This is a genomic window from Salmonella sp. 32010601201800023SM (assembly GCF_017572235.1).
Lineage (GTDB): Bacteria > Pseudomonadota > Gammaproteobacteria > Enterobacterales > Enterobacteriaceae > Salmonella > Salmonella enterica.
Genome location: NZ_JAGEQS010000004.1, coordinates 73,967 through 97,804 on the forward strand (window position 1 = coordinate 73,967; position 23,838 = coordinate 97,804).

21 protein-coding genes are annotated in these 23,838 nt (G+C 54.3%); 4 read left to right on the forward strand and 17 right to left on the reverse strand.

The window, feature by feature from the left end:
* Positions 1-54 precede the first annotated feature (54 nt).
* From nuoL to lrhA, 13 genes are all read right to left on the reverse strand, one after another.
* Positions 55-1,896 (reverse strand): NADH-quinone oxidoreductase subunit L, encoded by a 1,842-nt coding sequence (gene nuoL, locus J4617_RS13540; protein WP_001056582.1) that lies wholly within the window; start codon positions 1,894-1,896, stop codon positions 55-57.
* Positions 1,893-2,195: an NADH-quinone oxidoreductase subunit NuoK gene (gene nuoK, locus J4617_RS13545; protein ID WP_000612687.1), complete on the reverse strand. Its 303-nt coding sequence runs from the start codon at positions 2,193-2,195 to the stop codon at positions 1,893-1,895. The genes nuoL and nuoK overlap by 4 nt, the downstream gene beginning before the upstream one ends.
* Positions 2,192-2,746, reverse strand: a complete 555-nt coding sequence (gene nuoJ / locus J4617_RS13550) for an NADH-quinone oxidoreductase subunit J (protein WP_000393522.1) — start codon at positions 2,744-2,746, stop codon at positions 2,192-2,194. Before nuoJ ends, nuoK begins: the two co-directional genes overlap by 4 nt.
* A 10-nt stretch (positions 2,747-2,756) precedes the next feature.
* Complete coding sequence (gene nuoI, locus J4617_RS13555; protein WP_000172747.1) at positions 2,757-3,299, reverse strand: NADH-quinone oxidoreductase subunit NuoI; 543 nt, start codon at positions 3,297-3,299, stop codon at positions 2,757-2,759.
* A 14-nt stretch (positions 3,300-3,313) separates the two neighbouring features.
* Positions 3,314-4,291 carry an NADH-quinone oxidoreductase subunit NuoH gene (gene nuoH / locus J4617_RS13560; RefSeq protein WP_000118515.1) on the reverse strand — a complete coding sequence of 326 codons (978 nt, stop codon included), beginning with the start codon at positions 4,289-4,291 and terminating at the stop codon, positions 3,314-3,316.
* Positions 4,288-7,014 carry an NADH-quinone oxidoreductase subunit NuoG gene (gene nuoG / locus J4617_RS13565; RefSeq protein ID WP_017465985.1) on the reverse strand — a complete coding sequence of 909 codons (2,727 nt, stop codon included), beginning with the start codon at positions 7,012-7,014 and terminating at the stop codon, positions 4,288-4,290. Before nuoG ends, nuoH begins: the two co-directional genes overlap by 4 nt.
* 30 nt (positions 7,015-7,044) lie before the next feature.
* Positions 7,045-8,382, reverse strand: coding sequence for an NADH-quinone oxidoreductase subunit NuoF (gene nuoF, locus J4617_RS13570; RefSeq protein ID WP_000800048.1), 1,338 nt, complete (start codon positions 8,380-8,382; stop codon positions 7,045-7,047).
* A complete protein-coding gene (gene nuoE, locus J4617_RS13575) occupies positions 8,379-8,879 on the reverse strand; it encodes an NADH-quinone oxidoreductase subunit NuoE (protein WP_000545038.1) in 501 nt (166 codons plus the stop codon). The genes nuoF and nuoE overlap by 4 nt, the downstream gene beginning before the upstream one ends.
* 2 nt (positions 8,880-8,881) lie before the next feature.
* Positions 8,882-10,684, reverse strand: coding sequence for an NADH-quinone oxidoreductase subunit C/D (gene nuoC / locus J4617_RS13580; protein ID WP_000247855.1), 1,803 nt, complete (start codon positions 10,682-10,684; stop codon positions 8,882-8,884).
* Positions 10,685-10,770: 86 nt separating this feature from the next.
* Positions 10,771-11,433, reverse strand: a complete 663-nt coding sequence (gene nuoB, locus J4617_RS13585; protein ID WP_000386728.1) for an NADH-quinone oxidoreductase subunit NuoB — start codon at positions 11,431-11,433, stop codon at positions 10,771-10,773.
* A gap of 15 nt (positions 11,434-11,448) precedes the next feature.
* Positions 11,449-11,892: an NADH-quinone oxidoreductase subunit NuoA gene (gene nuoA, locus J4617_RS13590; RefSeq protein WP_000062993.1), complete on the reverse strand. Its 444-nt coding sequence runs from the start codon at positions 11,890-11,892 to the stop codon at positions 11,449-11,451.
* Between the two features lie 394 nt (positions 11,893-12,286).
* Positions 12,287-12,439, reverse strand: a complete 153-nt coding sequence (locus tag J4617_RS13595) for a hypothetical protein (RefSeq protein ID WP_031606670.1) — start codon at positions 12,437-12,439, stop codon at positions 12,287-12,289.
* Positions 12,440-12,518: 79 nt separating this feature from the next.
* Positions 12,519-13,457, reverse strand: coding sequence for a transcriptional regulator LrhA (gene lrhA / locus J4617_RS13600; protein ID WP_000606288.1), 939 nt, complete (start codon positions 13,455-13,457; stop codon positions 12,519-12,521).
* 931 nt (positions 13,458-14,388) lie between these two features.
* Between lrhA and alaA the strand changes: the two genes are divergently transcribed.
* Complete coding sequence (alaA, locus tag J4617_RS13605; protein ID WP_000074540.1) at positions 14,389-15,603, forward strand: alanine transaminase AlaA; 1,215 nt, start codon at positions 14,389-14,391, stop codon at positions 15,601-15,603.
* A gap of 93 nt (positions 15,604-15,696) precedes the next feature.
* Positions 15,697-16,296 carry a 5'-deoxynucleotidase gene (yfbR, locus tag J4617_RS13610; protein ID WP_000813882.1) on the forward strand — a complete coding sequence of 200 codons (600 nt, stop codon included), beginning with the start codon at positions 15,697-15,699 and terminating at the stop codon, positions 16,294-16,296.
* A 97-nt stretch (positions 16,297-16,393) separates the two neighbouring features.
* Here the strand turns inward: yfbR and J4617_RS13615 are convergent, their stop codons facing one another.
* The 4 genes from J4617_RS13615 to yfbV all read right to left on the reverse strand — a co-directional run bounded on the left by J4617_RS13615 (position 16,394) and on the right by yfbV (position 19,999).
* Positions 16,394-18,220 (reverse strand): SLC13 family permease, encoded by a 1,827-nt coding sequence (locus J4617_RS13615; protein WP_001012857.1) that lies wholly within the window; start codon positions 18,218-18,220, stop codon positions 16,394-16,396.
* A 76-nt stretch (positions 18,221-18,296) separates the two neighbouring features.
* Positions 18,297-18,974 (reverse strand): sugar phosphatase, encoded by a 678-nt coding sequence (locus J4617_RS13620; protein ID WP_001555201.1) that lies wholly within the window; start codon positions 18,972-18,974, stop codon positions 18,297-18,299.
* Complete coding sequence (locus J4617_RS13625; RefSeq protein ID WP_000426135.1) at positions 18,967-19,461, reverse strand: YfbU family protein; 495 nt, start codon at positions 19,459-19,461, stop codon at positions 18,967-18,969. The genes J4617_RS13620 and J4617_RS13625 overlap by 8 nt, the downstream gene beginning before the upstream one ends.
* An 82-nt stretch (positions 19,462-19,543) precedes the next feature.
* On the reverse strand, positions 19,544-19,999 hold the full coding sequence (gene yfbV / locus J4617_RS13630; protein WP_000106617.1) for a terminus macrodomain insulation protein YfbV: 456 nt from the start codon (positions 19,997-19,999) through the stop codon (positions 19,544-19,546).
* 339 nt (positions 20,000-20,338) lie between these two features.
* On the opposite strand from yfbV, the gene ackA reads away from it, so the two are divergent.
* Both ackA and pta read left to right on the forward strand, forming a co-directional pair.
* Complete coding sequence (gene ackA / locus J4617_RS13635; RefSeq protein WP_000095689.1) at positions 20,339-21,541, forward strand: acetate kinase; 1,203 nt, start codon at positions 20,339-20,341, stop codon at positions 21,539-21,541.
* A 76-nt stretch (positions 21,542-21,617) separates the two neighbouring features.
* Positions 21,618-23,762: a phosphate acetyltransferase gene (gene pta / locus J4617_RS13640; RefSeq protein WP_000086692.1), complete on the forward strand. Its 2,145-nt coding sequence runs from the start codon at positions 21,618-21,620 to the stop codon at positions 23,760-23,762.
* The last annotated feature ends 76 nt before the right edge of the window (positions 23,763-23,838 follow it).

A 23,838-nucleotide genomic window follows, 5' to 3' on the forward strand; every position in this document is an offset into this window, starting at 1 on the left:
GGCCTCTGACAGAGGCCTGATTTTCAACGAATTTGGATAAAATTCACTTTACGATCAACGCAGTACCATCAACAGCGCCAGCACCACAACCGCGCCGATGCTCATGGATGCCACATACCAGCGCAAATAACCGTTCTCGCTCAGTACCAGGCCTTTGCCTGCAAAACGGGAAAGGATAGCCGGAATGTTCATCAACGCATTAAGCGGGTCGCGCTTCAGCAGCCAGGCGATACCGAGGAATGGCTTGACGAATACTTTGTCGTACAACCAGTCAAAGCCCCAGGCGTTATACCACCAGGTCCCCAGCAGACGGCCCGGCGCGCTGTTGGCGATCGACGTCACCAGCGTGCGTTTACCCAGCCACAGCCATGCGGCAATCAGGATGCCGGCAATCGCCACTACGCCAGAGGTAATTTCCAGGGTCATGACGCGCCCATGCGCCAGTTCAGTTGTCTGCGGCAGCACCCCCTGCAATGGCGGCACAATCAGCGCGCCAACAAAGGTAGACAGAATCATCAGGACAATCAGCGGCAGATGGTGGGTAATCCCCTTCCCTGCATGAGCATGAATTTGTTCTTTCCCGTGGAATACGATGAAAATCATCCGGAAGGTGTACAGCGAGGTCATGAACGCGCCGACCAGACCCGCCACCATCAGATTGATATGACCGTTCGCCATCGCGCCAGCCAGGATCTCATCCTTACTGAAGAAGCCCGCAGTGACCAGCGGCAGCGCCGACAGCGCCGCGCCCCCCACCAGGAAGCAGGCATACACCAGTGGAATCGACTTACGCAGACCGCCCATCTTAAAGATGTTCTGTTCGTGATGGCAGGCCAGAATTACCGAGCCGGAGGCCAGGAACAGTAACGCTTTAAAGAAGGCGTGCGTCATCAGGTGGAAAATCGCCGCATCCCACGCCTGTACGCCCAGCGCCAGGAACATGTAGCCAATCTGGCTCATGGTGGAATAGGCCAGCACGCGTTTGATGTCGGTCTGCACCAGCGCGGCGAAACCCGCCATGACCAGCGTAATCGCCCCGATAATGCCCACCAGATGCAGAATTTCCGGGGTCATCAGGAACAGGCCATGCGTGCGTGCGATCAGGTAGACACCGGCGGTAACCATCGTCGCGGCGTGGATCAACGCGGAGACCGGCGTCGGGCCGGCCATCGCGTCGGCAAGCCAGGTCTGCAACGGTAGCTGCGCAGATTTACCGACCGCGCCGCCCAGCAGCATCAGCGTCGCCCACATCAGCATATTGTTGCCGTCAGCAAAGTGCGCTGGCGCCAGCTCGACCATTTCGCGGAAGTTCAGCGTGCCCAGTTCGTTGTAGAGAATGAACAGCGCGAAGGCGAGGAACACGTCACCGACACGGGTCACCACGAAGGCTTTCATTGCCGCTGCGCCATTCTTCGGATCGCTGTAATAGAAGCCGATCAACAGATAAGAGCACAGGCCCACGCCTTCCCAGCCGAGGTACATCAACAGCAGGTTATCGGACAGCACCAGAACAACCATGCTGGCGATAAACAGGTTGGTATAAGCGAAGAAGCGGGAGTAGCCCTCTTCCCCACGCATGTACCAGGACGCGAACATGTGGATCAGGAAGCCGACGCCGGTGACCACAGAGAGCATGGTCAGCGACAGGCCGTCCAGCACCAGGTTAAAACCGATGTTGAAGTTACCGACCGACATCCACGTCCACAGCGGCTGGCTGAACGCCTGTTTGCCGTTGGCGAAGAAATCCATCCCGACAAACGCTGTCACCAACGCCGCCAGACCAACGGAGCCCACGCCAATGGTCGCGGAGAGATTTTCCGACCAGCGTCCGCGAGAGAACGCCAGCAGTACAAAGCCAATCAATGGCAGAATAATGGTTAAGGCAAGCATGTTCATCCACGCATCTCACTTACTGAATCGATGTTCAGGTTCTGGCGACGGCGATGGAGTTGCAGCAACAGTGCAAGTCCAATACTCGCTTCCGCAGCCGCAAGGCTGATGGCGAGAATGTACATCACCTGACCATCGGTCTGGCCCCAGTAGCTCCCGGCGACCACAAAGGCCAGCGCGGAGGCGTTAATCATGATTTCCAGCCCGATCAGCATAAACAGCAGATTGCGGCGGATAACCAGACCGGTTAAACCCAGGACGAATAAAATCGCAGCGAGGATCAGTCCGTGTGTTAAGGGGATCATGCGCGCTCCTCCGTTTTTCTTTTCGCGCGGTCATCGGCGCGGTTGCTTAGCACTTCGCCCGCACGCTCTTCACGACCGACGTGGAACGCCACCACCAGGCCTGCCAGCAGCAGCATAGACGCCAGTTCGACCGCCAGAACATAAGGCCCGAACAGCGTAATGCCCACCGCTTTCGCGCTAATCGGCGTGCCGTCGATGCCCTGGTCGTTAACGCCCAGAATGGCGTACACAATGACCGCCAGCATAATGGCCGACAAAACCGCCGGACCAATCCACACCTGCGGCTTCAGCCACTGGCGTTCCTGTTCGATTTCGCTGCCGCCGAGGTTGAGCATCATCACCACGAACACAAACAGCACCATAATGGCACCCGCGTAGACGATAATTTCCAGCGCACCGGCAAAGTATGCGCCCAGCGAAAAGAACACCCCGGAAATCGCCAGTAGCGATATCACCAGATACAACAGCGCGTGTACCGGATTGGTATGAGTGATCACTCGCAGGGTCGCGAGGATGGCTATCAGGCCACAGATATAAAAAGCGAATTCCATTGCCCTCTCCTTACGGTAACAGGCTCTTGACGTCGATAGGCTTGGCTTCGTTCTCTGCTTCGCCTTTATCTTTGCCGTCGATTGCCATACCCGCCATCCGGTAGAAGTTATATTCCGGGTATTTGCCCGGACCGGAAATCAGCAGATCCTCTTTTTCGTACACCAGATCCTGACGTTTGTATTCGCCCAGTTCGAAGTCCGGGGTCAACTGAATCGCCGTGGTCGGGCACGCTTCTTCGCACAGGCCGCAGAAGATGCAGCGTGAGAAGTTAATGCGGAAAAATTCCGGATACCAGCGGCCATCTTTGGTCTCCGCTTTTTGCAGAGAGATACAGCCTACCGGACAGGCTACCGCACACAGGTTACAGGCAACGCAGCGCTCTTCACCGTCCGGGTCGCGCGTGAGCACGATACGGCCACGGTAACGGGGCGGTAAATAGACCGGCTCTTCCGGATACATCCGCGTTTCGCGTTTGGCGAACGCATGCAGGCCGATCATCCAGATACTGCGTACCTGAGTGCCGAAACCTACTAATAATTCTTTTAAGGTCATGGTCTTTGTGTCCCTTATTGCGCCTGCCACAGAATGACAGCCGCCGTTACCAGCAAGTTGATGAGCGTCAGCGGCAGGCAAACTTTCCAGCCGAAGGACATTACCTGGTCATAACGCGGACGCGGTAACGACGCACGAATCAAAATGAACATCATCATGAAGAACGCGGTTTTCAGCGCGAACCAGACGAATGGCGGTAAGAACGGGCCATGCCAGCCACCGAAGAACAACGTTACCATCAGCGCGGAAACGGTGACGATGCCGATGTACTCCCCCACGAAGAACAGACCGAATTTCATCCCGGAATATTCGATGTGGTAACCGTCCGCCAGTTCCTGCTCGGCTTCCGGCTGGTCAAACGGGTGACGGTGACAGACCGCTACGCCCGCGATGGCGAAAGTAACAAACCCAAAGAATTGCGGAATCACGTTCCACAGATGCGCCTGGTTATTGACGATATCGGTCATATTAAATGAACCGGCCTGCGCCACCACGCCCATCAGGGAAAGACCAAGGAACACTTCATAGCTCACCGTCTGGGCAGACGCGCGCATCGCGCCCAGCAGCGAGTATTTGTTGTTGCTCGACCAACCGGCGAACAGCACCGCGTAAACCGCCAGACCGGCCATCATCAGGAAGAACAGAATCCCGATGTTTAAATCGGCCACCACCCAGTTAGGGCTAACCGGCACAATGGCGAAGGAGAGCAGCAGCGAAGTAAACGCGATCATCGGCGCCAGGGTAAAGATGACGCGATCCGAGAATTTCGGGATCCAGTCTTCTTTAAAGAACATCTTGATCATATCCGCGACCAGCTGGAGCGAGCCACCCCAGCCAACGCGGTTTGGTCCATAACGGTTCTGGAACAGACCCAGCAGACGACGTTCGCCAAAGCTCATGAAGGCCCCGCAGGTGACGACCACCAGCAGAATCACCACCGCTTTGAGAATGCTCAGCAGGATCTCAATCAGATCCGGTGTAATCCAACTCATTGTTGCGCCTCCCGCAGATCCTCAAGACGCGCGCCAGCCAGAACCGGCGCGATGCCAGGCATACCCATCGGCAGCCCTACCTGCCCTGCCGCTAACCCTTCAGAGATTTCAACCGGCAGCGTCACCGTATTGCCATCGTAGCTAAAGGAGACGCGCGTCCCGGCATTGACGCCCAATTTCGCGGCATCCGCCGGGTTAAGTTTGATATACGGCTGCGGCATACGGCTCTGGAAGACCGGAGAACGCTGAGACAATTCGTCGCTGCCAAACAGGTGGTAATACGGCGCAATACGCCACTGACCGTCCTGCGCCTGGAAGCTTGCCGGCACGGTAGTGAAATAATCCAGACCGCCCTCAGTCGCTTCAATCAAACGCACGCCCGGATCGCCGTGACGCAGTTTGCCGCCCACTTCATCCTGGAACTTGTTCCACGCCTGCGGGGAGTTCCAGCCCGGCGCCCAGGCGAACGGAATTTCAGATCGCGGGGCAGTCGGTTGGTTATTCCCTTCCATCGAGAAGGCGAACATGGTGTCTTTATCCTGCGGCTGACGTGGTTCATGCACGCTGATATTGGCGCGCATCGCCGTACGACCGCTGTAACGATGCGGTTCGCGCGCCAGCTTCTGCCCGCGAATGCGGAAGGTCGCATCCGGCGCGGCGTCCTTAATGCCGGCAAATTGCGGCATGGCGGCAATGACCGCGTCGATCACGTGGTCAAGCTGAGTCCAGTCCACTTCGCGGTTTTCGACGGTGCTGTGCAGCGAATGCAGCCAGCGCCAGCTTTCCAGCATAATCGTCTTGTTATCGTAGTAGGCCGGATCATAAACCTGGAAGAAGCGCTGCGCGCGGCCTTCGTTGTTGATGACCGTACCATCGCTTTCGGCGAAGCTTGCCGCAGAAAGCACCAGATGCGCGTTTTCCATAATCGCCGTGCGCTGATGGTCAACCACCATCACCAGCGGCGCTTTGGCGAGCGCGGCGTTCACGCGTGTAGCGCTTGCATGACGGTGGAGATCGTTTTCCAGCACCACCACCGCGTCCGCGCTGCCGGTTTCCAGCTCGCCCAACGCATCGTCAAGCGAACCGCCGCCCATCATGCCCAGCCCCATGCTGTTCACGGAGCGGGCAATCATAGTAATACCGACGTCGGCACCACGGCCTTTCAGCGCTTTCGCCACGTTGGCGGCCGCCTGAATCACCTCACTGCTACCGGCGTTAGTGCCGGAGATAATCAGCGGTTTTTTCGCGCCGGCCAACGCCTGCACAATGACATCAATTTTGTTTTGTAAGTCGCTGTCGATACCGTCAACCGCAGGCGCTGTATTGTCCAGCGCATGAGCAATCGCAAAGCCCAGGCGCGCCTGATCTTCCACCGGCGCGCGATAGGTCCAGGCGGCGATATCATCCAGACGGGTGTTGTCCACGTTGGTCACGAACAGCGGATGTTTGGCACGCTGGCCGATGTTAAGGATGGCCGCAATCTGCCAGTCGGCCACTTTCTGCGCCGCCGCCATTTCACGCGCTTTACCTTTCACCGCCTGGCGTACCGCCAGCGCAACGCGCGCGCCGGTCTGAGTGACATCCTCACCCAAGACCAGTACCGCGTCATAAGATTCGATCTCCCGCAGCGCCGGGGTGTAAATTCCGCCTTCACGCAGCACTTTCAGCGCCAGTTGCAGACGTTCCTGCTCGCCGCGCGCGATACCGGTGTAGAAGTTTTCCGCACCAACCAGCTCACGCAGCGCAAAGTTGCTCTCAATGCTGGCGCGTGGCGAACCGATACCGATCACTTTCTTCGACTGGCGCAGAATATCCGCCGCGCCCTGCATCGCCTGCTCGGCGTTGAGGGTGATGAAGTCATCGCCACGGCGCTGAACCGGCTGACGCGGACGGTCTTTCAGGTTCACATAGCCATAGCCGAAACGACCGCGGTCGCAGAGGAAGTAGTGGTTAACGGTACCGTTGTAACGGTTTTCGATACGGCGTAATTCGCCATAGCGCTCGCCCGGGCTGATGTTACAGCCGATGGAACACTGCTGACAGATGCTCGGCGCAAACTGCATGTCCCATTTACGGTTGTAACGCTCGGAGTGCGTTTTATCGGTGAAGACGCCGGTCGGGCAAATCTCGACCAGGTTACCGGAGAATTCGCTTTCCAGCGTACCGTCTTCCGGACGCCCGAAGTAGACGTTGTCATGCGCGCCATAGACGCCCAGATCGGTGCCGTCGGCATAATCTTTGTAGTAACGCACACAACGGTAGCAGGCGATGCAGCGGTTCATTTCGTGCGAGATGAACGGCCCCAGATCCTGGTTGCGGTGGGTACGTTTGGTGAAACGGTAGCGACGGAAACTGTGCCCCGTCATCACGGTCATATCCTGAAGATGGCAGTTACCGCCCTCTTCACAGACCGGACAGTCGTGCGGGTGGTTAGTCATCAGCCACTCCACCACGCTTTCACGGAACTGTTTCGCTTCTTCGTCGTCAATAGAGATAAAGGTACCGTCGGTGGCTGGCGTCATACAGGACATCACCAGGCGACCACGCGTATCTTCCGCGTTTTGGTATTGCTTCACCGCACACTGGCGGCAAGCACCGACGCTTCCCAGCGCCGGGTGCCAGCAAAAATACGGAATATCAAGGCCCAAGGACAGACATGCCTGTAGCAGGTTGTCCGCGCCGTTGACCTCGTATTCTTTGCCGTCTACATGAATCGTAGCCATTAGCATGCTTCCAAATTAAAAATCGTTAACTCACCAGCGCTCTTTGAGCAGGTTCGGCTGAATACCATTGATTAAATGGGTATTGCTGAACGGCTGCTTGATGCCAGCTTCGAATTCTTCGCGGAAATACTTAATTGCGCTTTGCAGTGGCTCAACCGCGCCCGGCGCATGCGCGCAGAAGGTTTTACCCGGTCCGAGGAAACGACACAGTTGCTCAAGTGTCTCGATATCCCCCGGCTGGCCTTCGCCACGCTCCAGCGCGCGCAGAATTTTCACGCTCCACGGCAGCCCGTCGCGGCATGGCGTACACCAGCCGCAGGATTCGCGGGCAAAGAACTCTTCCAGGTTACGCACCAGCGATACCATGCCGATTTCGTGGTCTACCGCCATCGCCAGCGCGGTGCCCAGACGGCTGCCTGCTTTACCGATGCTTTCGAATTCCATCGGCAGATCAAGATGCGCCTCGGTCAGGAAGTCGGTTCCCGCCCCGCCCGGTTGCCAGGCTTTGAATTTCAGGCCATCGCGCATACCGCCCGCGTAGTCTTCGAGGATCTCACGCGCGGTGGTGCCGAACGGTAATTCCCAGAGGCCCGGATTCTTCACGCGGCCCGAGAAGCCCATCAGCTTGGTACCCGCATCTTTGCTTTTCGAGATGTTCTGGTACCACTCCACGCCGTTGGCGAGGATTGCCGGGACGTTACACAACGTTTCGACGTTATTCACACAGGTCGGCTTGCCCCATACGCCGGAGGTCGCCGGGAAGGGCGGCTTGGAGCGTGGGTTCGCGCGGCGGCCTTCGAGGGAGTTAATCAGCGCCGTTTCTTCACCACAGATGTAACGCCCTGCCCCGGTGTGGACAAACAGTTCAAAGTCGAACCCGGTGCCCATGATATTTTTGCCAAGCAGCCCGGCCTCGGTGGCTTCAGCAATCGCACGGCGCAAATGTACAGCCGCTTCGATATATTCGCCGCGCAGGAAGATGTAGCCGCGATACGCTTTCAGCGCGAACGCGGAGATCAGCATGCCTTCCACCAGCAGGTGCGGCAGCTGTTCCATCAGCAGACGGTCTTTATAGGTGCCCGGCTCCATTTCATCGGCGTTACACAGCAGGTAACGGATGTTCATGGATTCATCTTTCGGCATCAGGCTCCACTTCAGACCGGTGGAAAAGCCCGCGCCGCCGCGCCCTTTCAGACCGGCGTCTTTTACCTGGCTGACGATTTCATCCGGAGACAGGCCGGTCAGCGCCTTACGCGCGCCTTCGTAGCCGTTTTTGCTACGATATTCATCCAGCCAGACCGGCTGTTTGTCATCGCGCAGACGCCAGGTCAGCGGATGGGTTTCGGGAGTACGGATAACGTTTTTCATTTATACCGCTCCAGTAGTTCAGGAATGGCTTCCGGGGTCAGATGGCTGTGAGTATCCTCATCAATCATCATGTTCGGCCCTTTATCGCAATTCCCCAGGCAGCAGGTCGGCAGCAGCGTAAAGCGACCATCAAAGGTCGTCTGCCCCGGTTTGATGTTGAGATTTTTTTCCAGCGCGGCCTGAATCCCCTGATAGCCGGTGATATGGCACACCACGCTGTCGCAGTAGCGAATCACGTGGCGACCGACCGGCTGACGGAAGATCTGGCTGTAGAATGTGGCGACGCCTTCGACGTCGCTCGCCGGAATACCCAGCACATCGGCAATAGCGTAGATCGCGCCGTCCGGCACCCAGCCACGCTGCTTCTGAACAATTTTCAGCGCTTCAATGGACGCCGCACGCGGGTCTTCGTAGTGGTGCTTCTCGTGCTCTATCGCTTCACGCTCTGCCGCACTCAGCTCAAAAGCCTCGGTTTGTGGTTGTTGATTCTCGTGCATAATTAGCGGTCCACATCTGACATAACAAAATCGATACTACCCAGATAGACAATCAGGTCGGAGACCAGGCTACCGCGGATCGCCGAGGGAATCTGCTGCAGGTGCGCAAAGCTCGGCGTGCGCACGCGGGTACGGTAGCTCATAGTGCTGCCGTCGCTGGTCAGGTAGTAACTGTTAATCCCCTTCGTCGCTTCCACCATCTGGAAGGACTCCTGCGCCGGCATCACCGGGCCCCAGGAGACCTGCAGGAAGTGGGTGATCAGGGTTTCGATATGTTGCAGCGTGCGCTCTTTCGGCGGCGGCGTGGTCAGCGGGTGATCCGCTTTGAACGGGCCTTCCGGCATGTTATCGAGGCACTGCTGAAGAATGCGCAGACTCTGGCGCAGCTCTTCCACTTTCAGCATCACGCGGGTATAGCAGTCGGAAACGCCGCCACCCACCGGCACTTCAAAGTCAAAGTTTTCGTAGCCAGAGTATGGACGCCATTTACGTACGTCGAAGTCGATCCCGGTCGCGCGCAGCCCTGCGCCGGTGGTGCCCCACTCCAGCGCCTCTTTCGCGCCGTAAGCGGCAACGCCCTGCGAACGCCCTTTCAGAATAGTGTTACGCAGCGCGGCTTTCTCGTAAGAATCCAGACGCTTCGGCATCCACTCAAGGAACTCTCGCAGCAGGCGATCCCAACCGCGCGGCAAGTCGTGCGCGACGCCGCCGATACGGAACCAGGCCGGGTGCATACGGAAACCGGTAATGGCTTCCACCAGGTCATAAATTTTCTGCCGGTCGGTAAAGGCAAAGAAGACCGGCGTCATCGCGCCGACGTCCTGAATAAAGGTCGAGATGTACAGCAGATGACTGTTAATGCGGAACAGTTCGGAGAGCATCACGCGGATGACGTTCACACGATCCGGGACGGTGATCCCTGCCAACTTTTCTACCGCCAGCACGTACGGCATTTCATTGACGCAACCACCGAGGTATTCGATACGGTCGGTATAGGGAATGTAGCTATGCCAGGACTGGCGCTCGCCCATTTTTTCGGCGCCGCGGTGGTGATAGCCGATATCCGGCACGCAGTCGACGATTTCTTCACCGTCAAGTTGCAGGATAATACGAAACGCACCGTGCGCAGACGGGTGGTTCGGGCCGAGGTTGAGGAACATAAAGTCCTCGTTGTCAGTCCCGCGCTTCATCCCCCAGTCTTCCGGCTTAAAGGTCAGCGCTTCCATCTCCAGATCCTGCTTGGCTTTGGTCAGCTCAAACGGGTCGAATTCGGTCGCGCGCGCCGGATAATCTTTACGCAGCGGATGGCCTTCCCAGGTTTGCGGCATCATGATGCGCGTCAGGTGCGGGTGGCCTTCGATATCAATACCAAACATCTCCCAGGTCTCACGCTCGTACCAGTTGGCGTTAGGGAAAAGTTTAGTGAAGGTCGGCACGCGCAGGTCGTTTTCAGACAACGCCACCTTGAGCATGATATCGCGATTACGCTCAATGGAAATCAGGTGGTAGAAAACGGAAAAATCCGCGGCGGGTAACCCGTCACGGTGCGTACGCAGGCGTTCATCCATGCCGTGTAAGTCAAACAGCATGACGTAAGGTTTCGGCAGTTTCTTTAAGAAATCGCCAACCTCCAGTAGTTGTTCACGCTTGACCCAAACAACGGGGATACCGGTGCGGGTCGCCTGAACGGTAAAGGCATCCGGCCCAAAACGGTTGCGCAGTTCGCCGATAACCGGATCATCAAGATGATCGCGGGTACTCCATGCAGCGTCTTGCGCGGTTAAGTCGGTCATATTGTTCACCATTGCAAATGGTCCGTGGTGGTCGGCAGTGCTTCGCGCTATTAAAATAGTGGTTAGCGAAGTGAAGTGCTGCTGCCGACAGGCGCAAATTAAATCTCGTCCGGGGTACGCAGGTTCGTGACGGCAATACGCTCGCCGCGTTTACGTTCGCGTTCTGGCTGCATATTGGCGCGATACACGCCCTGATCGCCCACCACCCATGAGAGCGGACGGCGCTCTTTGCCAATCGATTCTTGCAGCAGCATCAACGCCTGCATATACGCTTCCGGACGCGGCGGACAGCCAGGGATATACACATCCACCGGGATGAACTTATCAACGCCCTGCACTACCGAATAAATATCGTACATGCCGCCGGAGTTGGCGCAGGCGCCCATAGAAATGACCCATTTTGGCTCCAGCATTTGGTCATACAGACGCTGAATAACCGGGGCCATTTTGGTAAAGCAGGTACCGGCCACCACCATCAGGTCAGCCTGACGTGGCGACGCACGCAGCACTTCCGCGCCGAAACGGGCAACGTCATGCACTGCGGTAAAAGAGGTCACCATCTCTACATAGCAGCAAGAAAGGCCGAAGTTGTAGGGCCAAATTGAGTTTTTACGGCCCCAGTTAACCATGTCATGCAGTTTGCCCATGAACACGTTTTTGTTAACTTCCTGCTCCAGGGGGTCGGTTACGATCTCCTGTTTTTGCAGGGGGTAACGGTCATTCTCACCGTTAGGATCTATGCGGGTGAGCGTATAATCCATCTTAATGCCTCGCGGTTAGCGTTGACGATTAGCGATACTGTTCGTTTCCGGGTTCATACGCTCGCGGCGTGAACGCGCGGGCGTCCAGTCCAACGCGCCAATACGCGCCAGATAAACCAGACCAGCCAGTAACACAAAAATAAAAATTGCAGCTTCCACAAAGCCAACCCAGCCGCTTTCGCGGATAGAAGTCGACCATGCGAACAGATACAGCGCTTCAACGTCGAAGATAACGAAGAACATGGCTACCAGGTAAAACTTGGCAGACAGGCGTAAGCGGGCGGTGCCGACCGAGTCGATACCTGATTCAAACGGAACGTTCTTGTGCCTCGCGCGTGCGCGACCGCCCAAAAACCAACCGCCTACCAGCATCAGGCAGCACAGGCCAATGGCAACGATAAGAAAGATAGCGAATGCCCAGTGATGAGCGATGACTTCAGTGGATGTTGACATACTCATTGCTTACTCATCAAAAGTAGCGCCAGTTTCTCTGCTCTTTACGGCAGATGGACGCCACATCGATTCATGGGGAGGAATAAAAAAAACCCTACAATTACTGTAGAAAATGATAAAAACAGCTAATTGATGTGGTTTTTTACTCCTTTCTATAACCTTTTGTCAACTTTAACAAAAGTTCCTTCACATTAATTTACATCAATTCATCATCATTAACATTAAGTGCCATCCTGGAGAAAATGACTCTTCGACCAGGGGGGATTTTATGTTGTTGAATCGTGTCCGTTGTGAAGCAAAAGAAATAACACACACCTATTTTGACAGGAATTTGTGAAGATGCCTCCCCCTAAATGGGAGTATTTTCTTGATCTGTGACACGCTTTTGTTAATTCACCCCCTAAAACAGCAACAATTTCTCTAGTTTTTTAACATGCAAATTCATAAAATGGATGTTCTGGTTATTTTTTGCCCAAATTGAACTGCGAATCGCTACTGGCTGATTTACCGCAACTTTTACAATTTGTGCGGTTAAGCGCGTACAGATGGGCACAAAAAAAGAGCCACTGAGCGTTTTTTCATCGCCAGCGGCTCTTTTTTACATTTACGACTTAGCGCCTTTTGCCTGCGAGCTACTCAAAACCCCCTTCCACCATCAGCGGATCATCTCCGCCCTCTGCAGAAAACTGGTTGTAATGCCATGGGTTTTGATAGCTTTCCATCGCATGGAAAATCACCATCGCCAGCTCGTTCTGGCTATTGGGATCGCGGCACAACAGATATTCCGTATCCGGCAAAGGCGGTAATCCGTCTGCGGCGCCCAGCACGCGAAGGTCGGGACTCATCATTTCGACAGGTCGAGCCGTTACGCCAAGACCGGCTTTAACGGCCGCGCGTACCGCCGGTAATGTAGAGGCCACATAGGCCAGCCGCCAGGGAATACCCGCTGCATTTAGCGTCTCCAGCACCATATCGCGGAATGGGCTGGGATCGTCCAGCAGGACTAATGGTACGGGCTCTCCCCTTTGCAAAACATACTCAGCCGCACAATACCAATGGGTGGGCGAGGTCCGCAAATTCAGACAGTCCAGCGAATGAGGTTGGTTAGTCGTCACCACCAAATCTACTTCCTGCGATTTAACCATGTCCACCATATAGGCGTTGCGTTTTACCCGTACATCAAGCGCGAGTTTCGGATAGACCGAGCTGATTCGGCTAAGCAAAAAAGGCAGGATAGTATCAGCTGATTCATCAGAAGCGCCGATTGTTAACACTCCCTGAAGATTACTGAACATTAATGATGAACACGCCTCATCATTAAAACGCAGGATTTTTCTGGCGTACCCCAGAAGCTGGATACCGTGTTCGGTCAAAAGTTTGTTACGACCATGGCGGGCGAACAATTCCTTTCCCACGAGTTGCTCAAGACGCTGCATTTGCTGACTGACCGCAGACTGAGTACGACATACCGCCGCCGCCGCCGCGGCGAAGGTGTTCAGATCGGCAACGGCCACGAACGTTCTCAGCAGATCGAGATCGAGGTTAATTATCGGACGATTTGCATTTATCATAATTTTTCACTTACTGGCGGGTCATATCGGGCTGACCTGGTTAATGCTGTGCATTCAGAAACAAGCAATTCCATTTGTAATGTGCATCCTTCGCAGTACCGCCTGGTTACCCAGGTAAATGTTAGAATGTAATTGAAAATACGACCAAAACACTTCTCTTACTTACTGATATAATACCAAATGCAACTGATCGGGATATATCAAAGAGAATGTGTCATACCTTTAGGCGTCTACAGATTTCTGCTAATGATGGACGTGTAAATCTTGTAACAGCGTCAAATAGTTTACCGAGACGCACAGATACAAAAACAATATATTGAACAATAGGTTATGTATAAAATCGCGTCATGATAATTAGCAGACAACGCAGACTACGCCCCCGTTTCGGATCATTATCTTAACCTAAAACCGCTATATTTATAAGTATTATTACGAATAATCTTAACCTGGGATATGTTATACTAATCGGACCAGAAAGATATTATTACGACTTTAGTAAATGCTTTTTAAATATTAAATAATAATTAATTAAGATTTCTACCATTCATTAATTATACTTAACAATACTTTCACACCCCCCGCCGCCGGAAAGGTCTAACCTTCTCATTTTACCTTTAATACTCAGTATTTCCGAAATAGCCGACGCGACACTAATGATGAATGCTTATCTCTCATAAAACAGATAATTTCTGACAACATAAAAAACCACATTACGCGCAATCACATAGAACAAAACACTATACATACAGACAAAAATAGAAAATACATCTAACAAAATGATTTTATGAAGTTTTAAACAGTACGAAAGCGCGTTAAAAATAAACAAAATCTTCTTCTGTTCACTCTTCAAAACTCACCGTCGTGGGAGTACATTGTTTCGTGCTGACTTCCACGGCAGGGAGTGGCAATAACAGCTAAAAGGTCAAGATTCATGTCCCCCATTGAAAAATCCAGCAAACTCGAAAATGTCTGTTATGACATTCGTGGCCCCGTTCTGAAAGAAGCAAAACGCCTTGAGGAAGAAGGTAATAAAGTTCTTAAACTGAATATCGGCAACCCCGCCCCCTTCGGATTCGAAGCGCCGGACGAAATTCTGGTCGATGTCATTCGTAATTTGCCGACGGCGCAAGGATATTGCGACTCGAAAGGGCTTTATTCCGCCCGTAAAGCGATTATGCAGCATTATCAGGCCCGTGGAATGCGCGATGTAACCGTGGAAGATATCTATATCGGTAACGGCGTTTCCGAGCTGATCGTTCAGGCGATGCAGGCGTTGCTTAACAGTGGCGATGAAATGCTGGTTCCCGCGCCCGATTATCCGTTATGGACAGCAGCGGTATCGCTCTCCAGCGGCAAGGCGGTACATTATCTTTGCGATGAATCTTCCGACTGGTTCCCGGACCTTGACGATATCCGCGCCAAAATCACCCCACGTACGCGTGGTATTGTCATTATTAATCCAAACAACCCTACTGGCGCCGTCTATTCTAAAGAATTGTTGATGGAAATTGTCAACATTGCGCGCGAGCATAATCTCATCATCTTCGCCGATGAAATTTATGACAAGATTCTCTATGACGATGCCGAGCATCACTCTATCGCCGCACTGGCGCCTGATCTGCTGACCATCACCTTTAATGGGTTGTCTAAAACCTATCGCGTCGCCGGCTTCCGCCAGGGCTGGATGGTGCTGAACGGGCCGAAAAAACATGCGAAAGGCTATATTGAAGGGCTGGAGATGTTAGCCTCAATGCGCCTGTGCGCCAACGTCCCGGCGCAACATGCTATTCAGACCGCGCTCGGCGGCTATCAAAGCATTAGCGAATTTATTCTGCCGGGCGGTCGACTGTATGAACAGCGTAACCGAGCCTGGGAGTTGATTAACGATATTCCCGGCGTTTCCTGCGTAAAACCGCGCGGCGCGTTGTACATGTTCCCCAGGATCGACGCTAAACGTTTTAATATTCACGACGACCAGAAGATGGTGCTGGACTTCCTGCTACAGGAAAAGGTGCTGCTGGTGCAAGGTACCGCCTTTAACTGGCCGTGGCCGGATCACTTCCGCATTGTGACGCTACCGCGTGAAGATGACCTGGAGATGGCCATCAACCGTTTTGGGCGTTTCCTCTCAGGTTACCATCAATAATCTTAAATTCAGGCTACTTCGGTAGCCTGAATTGCATCTTCATCTCCCTCCCCGCACAATGAAGTCTGCCGCAGTGAAAACAAAAGGTAATCTATGAAGCAGAGCCATTTTTTCGCCCATCTCTCCCGCATGAAGTTGATTAACCGCTGGCCGCTGATGCGTAACGTGCGTACAGAAAACGTCTCCGAACATAGTCTGCAGGTGGCGATGGTCGCCCATGCGTTGGCGGCGATAAAAAACCGTAAATTTGGCGGTCAGCTCAATGCTGAACGCATCGCGCTTCTGGCGATGTATCATGATGCCTCGGAAGTACTGACCGGCGATCTGCCGACGCCGGTAAAATATTTTAATTCCCAGATAGCCCAGGAATATAAAGCGATCGAAAAAATCGCCCAGCAAAAGCTGGTTGATATGGCGCCGGATGAATTACGCGATATTTTCGCACCGCTTATTGATGAGAATGCCTGGAGCGAAGAAGAACAGGCAATCGTAAAACAGGCCGATGCGCTTTGCGCCTACCTGAAATGCCTGGAAGAGCTATCGGCGGGAAACAATGAGTTTGGACTGGCAAAAACGCGGCTGGAAAAAACGCTGGAATTACGTCGCAGCCAGGAGATGGACTATTTTATGGCGGTGTTCGTACCAAGTTTCCATCTTTCTCTTGACGAGATAAGCCAGGATTCACCGCTTTAGTTGCCGGATGGCGGCTAACGCCTTATCCGGCCTGGACGTAGCGTGATACCCGTAGGCCTGATAAGCGCAGCGCCATCAGGCCTTTTCCTGCCTGGGGTTAAAACGGAAACAACATCGGAATCATCACAATACAAACCGCCATCACAATAAGCGTGAACGGCACGCCAAGCTTCACAAAATCGCTAAAGCTATAGTTTCCCGGCCCCAGAACCAGAGTATTGACCGGCGATGAAACCGGCGTCATAAAGGCGGCGGATGCCGCCATCGCCACCGCCATCGCAAACGGATAGGGCGACACCCCCATCGATTTCGCCGCCGCCAGCGCAATCGGCGCCATCAGCACCGCCGTTGCCGTGTTAGAAATGAACAGTCCTATGACGGCGCACAGCACGAACAGGCATCCCAGCATCATATATGGCCCATAGCCGCCGCCGATATTCATTAACCCTTGCACGACCAGAGAGACGCCGCCGGTTTTTTGCAACGCCTGCGCAAACGGCATCATACCCACAATCAAGATAATGCTCGGCCAGTGGATCGCTTTATATGCGCTTTCAGCATCAATACAGCGAAATTTTCCCATCAGCAGGCAGGCGATAATCGCCGCGATCGGGTTGGGAATTTCATCGGTCAACATCAGCGCCACCATCAGTACCAGGCAGAAAATGGCGTGCGGCGCCTGGCTGTGCGCAGGAGAGGCTTCGCTGACCTCGACCGGCATATTCAGCACCACAAAGTCGCGGCCTTTTTGCCCCAGCAGGCTGATTAACTTCCAGTTCCCCACGACCAGAATGATATCGCCCATCAATAACGGCTCATCGGCCAGCGATCCTTCCAGCGCGACGCCGTCGCGTTTCAGGCCGACCACATTCAGCCCGTAACGTGTACGGAAAGCGATTTCACGCACCGACTTGCCAATCAGTTCAGACTCCGGAATAAGCGAAATTTCCGCCATCCCGACATCCAACGCCTGATCGGAAAAATATTCTCCACGCAATACCATCGGTTCCAGCAGTTGCTCGGCGCAGAACTCTCTGAGGTCAACCTCCGCCGCCGACATATCAATCAGCAGAACGTCGCGAGCGCGAAACTCCGATACGCCGTTCACATTGACGATAACCCGCCGAAAGCGCCGCCAGCGTTCAACGCCGATGACATTGGCGCCGTAACGTTCGCGCAGTTTAAGGTCGTCCAGCCGCTGTCCCACCATCGGCGAACCGGGGCGAATCGCCAGACGACGAGCGCGCCCCGTCAGACGGTACTCGCGGATAAGATCGCGGAAAGTGCGCCGCTTACCGGCCTGTTGTCCGGGCGCATCGCCTTTTAGCATGAAGCGCATCACCAGCATATAAACAATGCCGAGCGCCAACACCACTATCCCCAGCGGCGTCACGCTAAAAAAGTTGAACCCGTGCAGGCCTTCACGCAGCAGTTCACTGTTAACCACCAGGTTCGGCGGCGTCGCCACCAGCGTCATCATTCCGCTGATAAGCCCGGCAAAACTCAGCGGCATCATCAGGCGCGAAGGCGAGGTTTGCATATGCATAGAAACGCTAAGAACAACGGGGATAAAAATCGCCACCACGCCGGTTGAACTCATGAAAGCGCCAAGTCCGGCGACGGTGATCATCAGTAAAACCAGCATTTTGATTTCACTGCTGCCCGCCATTTTAACCAGCCAGGTACCGACCACCGTCGCAACGCCGGTGCGCACGAGGCCGTCGCCAATAATAAATAAGGCGGCGATAAGAATGACATTCGGATCGCTAAAGCCGGAGAAGGCTTCCGGAAGGGTCAAGGTACCGCTAAGGACAAAAGCAACAATGACGAATAAAGCCACCGCATCCATACGTACTTTGCCCGTCGCAAACAACACGACGGCAATCGCCAGTAAAGAGAGAACCCAAATCAATTCACCGTTCACAACATATCCTTGTCAGATGAGAAGATAACGCGATTCTGCCATAAATATGCCCCGCCAAAGCGGGGCGATATCATGATCAGGTCTTTCTTAACACCACCACATCGCCGTTTGGTTGTTTAGCGACCGATAATTGCGTCAGGCTATCCAACGCAAAATCAACATCCGCCAGACGCGGCGTGTCGGCCGGCGCATTGACCGCAATGACGTGGCAGCCCGCAGCCAGTCCGGACAGCACGCCAGCCGGGGCATCTTCTACTACGACGCACTCCTGAGGGGCCAGGCCAAGCAGTTGTGCGCCCAGCAAATACGCATCCGGCTCCGGTTTGCCGCGTTTGACTCGTTCGGCGGTGACAAACACCTCTGGCGCTGGAAGGCCCGCGACCTGATGGCGCGCACGCGCGACCGGCATTGAACCGGAGGTGACGATAGCCCACGGAATGCCCGCTTTATTCAGGTGATTGAGTAAATCGACTGCCCCCGGCAGCGCGGTGATCCCTGCGGTTTCAGTGGCTTCTATTTGCTCCAGGCGCGTAAACTCAGCGGCAATTTCCGCCTCCGATTTACCCGCCATAAAATGCCGCAACGAGGTGATCGCCTGTTTGCCATGAATAAAGCCCAGCACCTCATCATGAGCAAGGTTAAAACGATCGGCCCAGCTACACCACGCGCGTTCAACGGCAGGTAATGAGTCAACCAACGTTCCATCCAGATCAAACAGAAAACCTTTACACTGCACGCGAGCCTCCTCAGGCATTAATGATTTGATTGATTTCATTCGCGCTCAGGTGGTACTGACGCGGGCAGGCATGCCAGACATTCAACATCCGCTGGTATTTTTCCCACATCGGCGTCTGGGCATTAAAGCCGTGCGTCCCGGCGTCAAAGTGAGTGTAGCGTCCTTCTATATTCACCATAAAACGGACATAGCCGAGGTAACGCGCTTCCGTCGCGGCGTCAAACCCCAGGAAGGTGACGCGACGTTCGTCGATGGCTTGCGTATCTTTGAGGTTGGTCCAGGAGACGTGCAGCGCATGGTACATCTCCATAATATCGATGATGGTACGACAGGTCTCTTCCGTCAGCTCGCCAAACTCGCGATCCAGCTCGCGCATCTGCAGGCCGTAGCCGCGTTCAATAATTGTTTGTAAGCGACGGTAACGCTCGGCGTTGGTGGGATCGAGCATCGTCATCATTTTGTACTGGTTAGACAAAATCAGACGTTGCGCGTTGGTCATTTCCATTTTGAACTCCTGTATCACGCTATGGCGATGAAAAAAAGAAGGCATTGGTATGCCTTCTTTTATATGCGTAATCCGGGGTCAATTACAAATCATCCAGGAAAGTTTTATCCAGTTGTTTGAAGGCGCGCTTAAGCGTGTCAGCTAATGCCTGGTAATCCGGCTTTCCTTCTACCGGCGCCAGCGCTTGTCCAGCCTCCTGCAATTTACCGCGAACTTCGTAAAACCAGTTAAGGATTGAAGGCGGCAACGGCGTCACGGAACGTTTCCCTAACCACCATAATCCCTGCATAGGCAAGCTCAGGGCGAACAGGGCGGTCGCCACGGCCGGACCTAACTGACCGCCCAGCGCTATCTGCCAGCATAATGTAAAGACGGCGACAGGCGGCATAAATCGTATGGCATAGCGCGTCATACGAATGACGCGGTTTTCGACGAAAACGGGCGCCAGCCGCTTTTCCATCGGCCACGTCTTCGCGTAGTGCTGCCCCCGGCGAAATAAGCTAAAAAAATTTACGGAGCGATTATCCGGTGTCGACATGGCCTACCTCAACTTCACATATAAAATTTAAAAAATTTGTGCAAAACAACAACTGCGAGGGACAACGTTCAAAACATTTTGTCTTCGATACCCACTATCAGGTATCCTGTGTCGGCCTGTCAAAGGCCGGTAGTTTAAAATCATTGAGTCGTCAATATTACACATAGTATGCCATTGGCTGAAAAATACGCAAAATGGCATAGACTCAAAGGTATTTCTTCCATCATGCCCAAAAAAACTCCTGCGCATGATGTTAATCATAAATGTCAGGGCTATCATGCGCTACGCTCTATGGCTCACTGACGTTTTTTTAGCCACGTATCATAAATAGGTACTTCCATGTCGAGTAAGTTAGTACTGGTTCTGAACTGCGGTAGTTCTTCACTGAAATTTGCAATTATTGATGCAGTTAATGGTGATGAATACCTTTCTGGTTTAGCCGAATGTTTCCATCTGCCAGAAGCACGCATCAAATGGAAAATGGACGGCAGTAAACAAGAAGCGGCTTTAGGTGCAGGCGCCGCTCACAGTGAAGCGCTGAACTTTATCGTTAACACTATTCTGGCACAAAAACCAGAACTGTCTGCGCAGTTAACTGCAATTGGTCACCGTATCGTACACGGCGGCGAGAAGTATACCAGTTCCGTAGTCATTGATGAGTCCGTCATTCAGGGCATCAAAGATTCCGCCTCTTTCGCACCGCTGCATAACCCGGCTCACCTGATTGGTATCGCCGAAGCGCTGAAATCTTTCCCGCAGCTGAAAGATAAAAACGTTGCAGTATTCGACACCGCCTTCCATCAGACCATGCCGGAAGAATCTTACCTGTATGCCCTGCCGTACAGCCTGTATAAAGAACACGGCGTTCGTCGCTATGGCGCACACGGCACCAGCCACTTCTATGTAACTCAGGAAGCGGCAAAAATGCTGAACAAGCCGGTAGAAGAACTGAACATTATCACCTGCCACCTGGGCAACGGCGGTTCTGTTTCCGCTATCCGTAACGGTAAATGCGTGGATACCTCTATGGGTCTGACCCCGCTGGAAGGCCTGGTCATGGGTACCCGTTCCGGCGATATCGACCCTGCGATTATCTTCCACCTGCACGACACTCTGGGTATGAGCGTGGATCAGATCAACAAAATGCTGACCAAAGAGTCCGGTCTGCTGGGTCTGACTGAAGTGACCAGCGACTGCCGTTATGTTGAAGACAACTACGCCACCAAAGAAGACGCAAAACGTGCGATGGACGTATACTGCCACCGCCTGGCGAAGTACATCGGTTCTTACACCGCTCTGATGGACGGTCGTCTGGATGCAGTCGTGTTCACCGGCGGTATCGGTGAAAACGCCGCGATGGTTCGCGAACTGTCTCTGGGTAAACTGGGCGTGCTGGGCTTTGAAGTCGACCACGAACGTAACCTGGCGGCCCGCTTCGGCAAATCTGGTTTCATCAACAAAGAAGGTACCCGTCCGGCGGTGGTGATCCCAACCAACGAAGAACTGGTTATCGCGCAGGACGCGAGCCGTCTGACTGCCTGATTTCACACCGCCAGCCTCGCTGGCGGTGCTGTTTTGTAACCCGTCCCCAAAAGACGGTAACGAAAGAGGATAAACCGTGTCCCGTATTATTATGCTGATCCCTACCGGAACCAGCGTCGGCCTGACCAGCGTCAGCCTCGGCGTCATCCGTGCTATGGAACGCAAAGGCGTTCGTCTGAGCGTCTTTAAGCCTATCGCCCAGCCTCGCGCTGGCGGCGATGCGCCTGACCAGACCACCACTATCGTTCGCGCGAACTCTACCCTGCCGGCGGCTGAACCGCTGAAGATGAGCCACGTTGAATCTCTGCTCTCCAGCAACCAGAAAGACGTGCTGATGGAAGAGATCATCGCGAACTACCATGCGAATACCAAAGACGCGGAGGTGGTGCTGGTTGAAGGTCTGGTTCCGACCCGTAAACATCAGTTCGCTCAGTCTCTGAACTATGAAATCGCGAAAACGCTGAATGCGGAAATCGTTTTTGTCATGTCTCAGGGTACCGACACGCCAGAACAGCTGAACGAGCGTATCGAACTGACGCGCAGCAGCTTCGGCGGCGCGAAAAACACCAACATCACCGGCGTTATCATCAACAAACTGAATGCACCGGTTGATGAACAAGGTCGTACTCGCCCGGATCTGTCGGAGATTTTTGACGACTCTTCCAAAGCGCAGGTGATCAAAATCGATCCTGCTAAACTGCAGGAATCCAGCCCGCTGCCGGTTCTGGGCGCGGTGCCGTGGAGCTTCGACCTGATTGCGACCCGCGCTATCGATATGGCGCGTCACCTGAACGCCACCATCATTAACGAAGGCGATATCAAAACCCGCCGAGTTAAATCCGTCACTTTCTGCGCGCGTAGTATTCCGCATATGCTGGAACATTTCCGCGCAGGCTCGTTGTTAGTGACCTCCGCTGACCGTCCGGACGTACTGGTCGCAGCTTGCCTGGCCGCGATGAACGGCGTAGAAATCGGCGCCCTGTTGCTGACCGGCGGCTATGAAATGGACGCACGCATTTCTAAACTGTGCGAACGCGCATTCGCCACCGGTCTGCCGGTCTTTATGGTGAACACCAACACCTGGCAGACTTCGCTGAGCCTGCAAAGCTTCAATCTGGAAGTCCCGGTTGATGACCATGAGCGCATCGAGAAAGTTCAGGAATACGTCGCGAACTACGTTAACGCTGAGTGGATCGAGTCGCTGACCGCCACTTCCGAGCGTAGCCGTCGTCTCTCTCCGCCGGCGTTCCGCTACCAACTGACCGAGCTGGCGCGTAAAGCCGGTAAACGCGTAGTGCTGCCGGAAGGCGACGAACCGCGTACCGTCAAAGCGGCGGCAATCTGCGCTGAACGCGGCATCGCCACTTGCGTTCTGCTGGGCAACCCGGATGAAATCAACCGCGTCGCGGCATCTCAGGGCGTTGAGCTGGGCGCAGGTATTGAAATCGTCGATCCGGAAGTGGTGCGTGAAAGCTATGTCGCTCGCCTGGTTGAGCTGCGTAAGAGCAAAGGCATGACCGAACCGGTTGCCCGCGAGCAACTGGAAGACAACGTGGTGCTCGGCACGCTGATGCTGGAGCAAGACGAAGTCGACGGCCTGGTTTCCGGCGCGGTTCATACCACCGCCAACACCATCCGTCCGCCGCTGCAGCTTATTAAAACGGCGCCGGGTAGCTCCCTGGTCTCTTCTGTATTCTTTATGCTACTGCCGGAACAGGTTTACGTTTACGGCGACTGCGCAATCAACCCAGACCCGACTGCAGAGCAGCTGGCAGAAATCGCGATTCAGTCTGCGGATTCCGCCATTGCCTTCGGCATCGAACCGCGTGTGGCAATGCTCTCCTACTCCACCGGCACCTCTGGCGCGGGCAGCGACGTAGAGAAAGTACGTGAAGCGACGCGTCTGGCGCAGGAAAAACGTCCTGACCTGATGATCGACGGTCCGTTGCAGTACGACGCCGCGGTCATGGCTGACGTAGCGAAATCCAAAGCGCCGAACTCGCCGGTTGCGGGTCGCGCTACCGTGTTCATTTTCCCGGATCTGAACACCGGTAACACCACCTACAAAGCGGTACAGCGTTCTGCCGACCTGATCTCCATCGGGCCGATGCTGCAGGGTATGCGCAAGCCAGTGAACGACCTGTCCCGTGGCGCGCTGGTTGACGATATCGTCTACACCATCGCCCTGACGGCAATCCAGGCTTCTCAGCAGCAGCAGTAACAGTAAAAGCTAATGCCGGATGGCGGCGTGAACGCCTTGTCCGGCCTACAGGTGAGATACCGTTGTAGGCCGGATA

Excerpts from the sequence above, each read along its gene's own strand:
- nuoH (WP_000118515.1), bottom strand. The coding sequence starts at position 4,291 with ATGAGTTGGATTACACCGGATCTGATTGAGATCCTGCTGAGCATTCTC.
- yfbV (WP_000106617.1), bottom strand. The coding sequence starts at position 19,999 with ATGTCGACACCGGATAATCGCTCCGTAAATTTTTTTAGCTTATTTCGC.
- nuoF (WP_000800048.1), bottom strand. The coding sequence starts at position 8,382 with ATGAAAAACGTTATCCGTACTCCCGAAACCCATCCGCTGACCTGGCGT.
- nuoB (WP_000386728.1), bottom strand. The coding sequence starts at position 11,433 with ATGGATTATACGCTCACCCGCATAGATCCTAACGGTGAGAATGACCGT.
- nuoE (WP_000545038.1), bottom strand. The coding sequence starts at position 8,879 with ATGCACGAGAATCAACAACCACAAACCGAGGCTTTTGAGCTGAGTGCG.
- nuoI (WP_000172747.1), bottom strand. The coding sequence starts at position 3,299 with ATGACCTTAAAAGAATTATTAGTAGGTTTCGGCACTCAGGTACGCAGT.
- J4617_RS13620 (WP_001555201.1), bottom strand. The coding sequence starts at position 18,974 with ATGCCTGAGGAGGCTCGCGTGCAGTGTAAAGGTTTTCTGTTTGATCTG.
- nuoG (WP_017465985.1), bottom strand. The coding sequence starts at position 7,014 with ATGGCTACGATTCATGTAGACGGCAAAGAATACGAGGTCAACGGCGCG.
- nuoL (WP_001056582.1), bottom strand. The coding sequence starts at position 1,896 with ATGAACATGCTTGCCTTAACCATTATTCTGCCATTGATTGGCTTTGTA.
- lrhA (WP_000606288.1), bottom strand. The coding sequence starts at position 13,457 with ATGATAAATGCAAATCGTCCGATAATTAACCTCGATCTCGATCTGCTG.
- nuoJ (WP_000393522.1), bottom strand. The coding sequence starts at position 2,746 with ATGGAATTCGCTTTTTATATCTGTGGCCTGATAGCCATCCTCGCGACC.
- J4617_RS13625 (WP_000426135.1), bottom strand. The coding sequence starts at position 19,461 with ATGGAAATGACCAACGCGCAACGTCTGATTTTGTCTAACCAGTACAAA.
- yfbR (WP_000813882.1), top strand. The coding sequence starts at position 15,697 with ATGAAGCAGAGCCATTTTTTCGCCCATCTCTCCCGCATGAAGTTGATT.
- alaA (WP_000074540.1), top strand. The coding sequence starts at position 14,389 with ATGTCCCCCATTGAAAAATCCAGCAAACTCGAAAATGTCTGTTATGAC.
- nuoC (WP_000247855.1), bottom strand. The coding sequence starts at position 10,684 with ATGGTGAACAATATGACCGACTTAACCGCGCAAGACGCTGCATGGAGT.
- nuoA (WP_000062993.1), bottom strand. The coding sequence starts at position 11,892 with ATGAGTATGTCAACATCCACTGAAGTCATCGCTCATCACTGGGCATTC.
- ackA (WP_000095689.1), top strand. The coding sequence starts at position 20,339 with ATGTCGAGTAAGTTAGTACTGGTTCTGAACTGCGGTAGTTCTTCACTG.
- nuoK (WP_000612687.1), bottom strand. The coding sequence starts at position 2,195 with ATGATCCCCTTAACACACGGACTGATCCTCGCTGCGATTTTATTCGTC.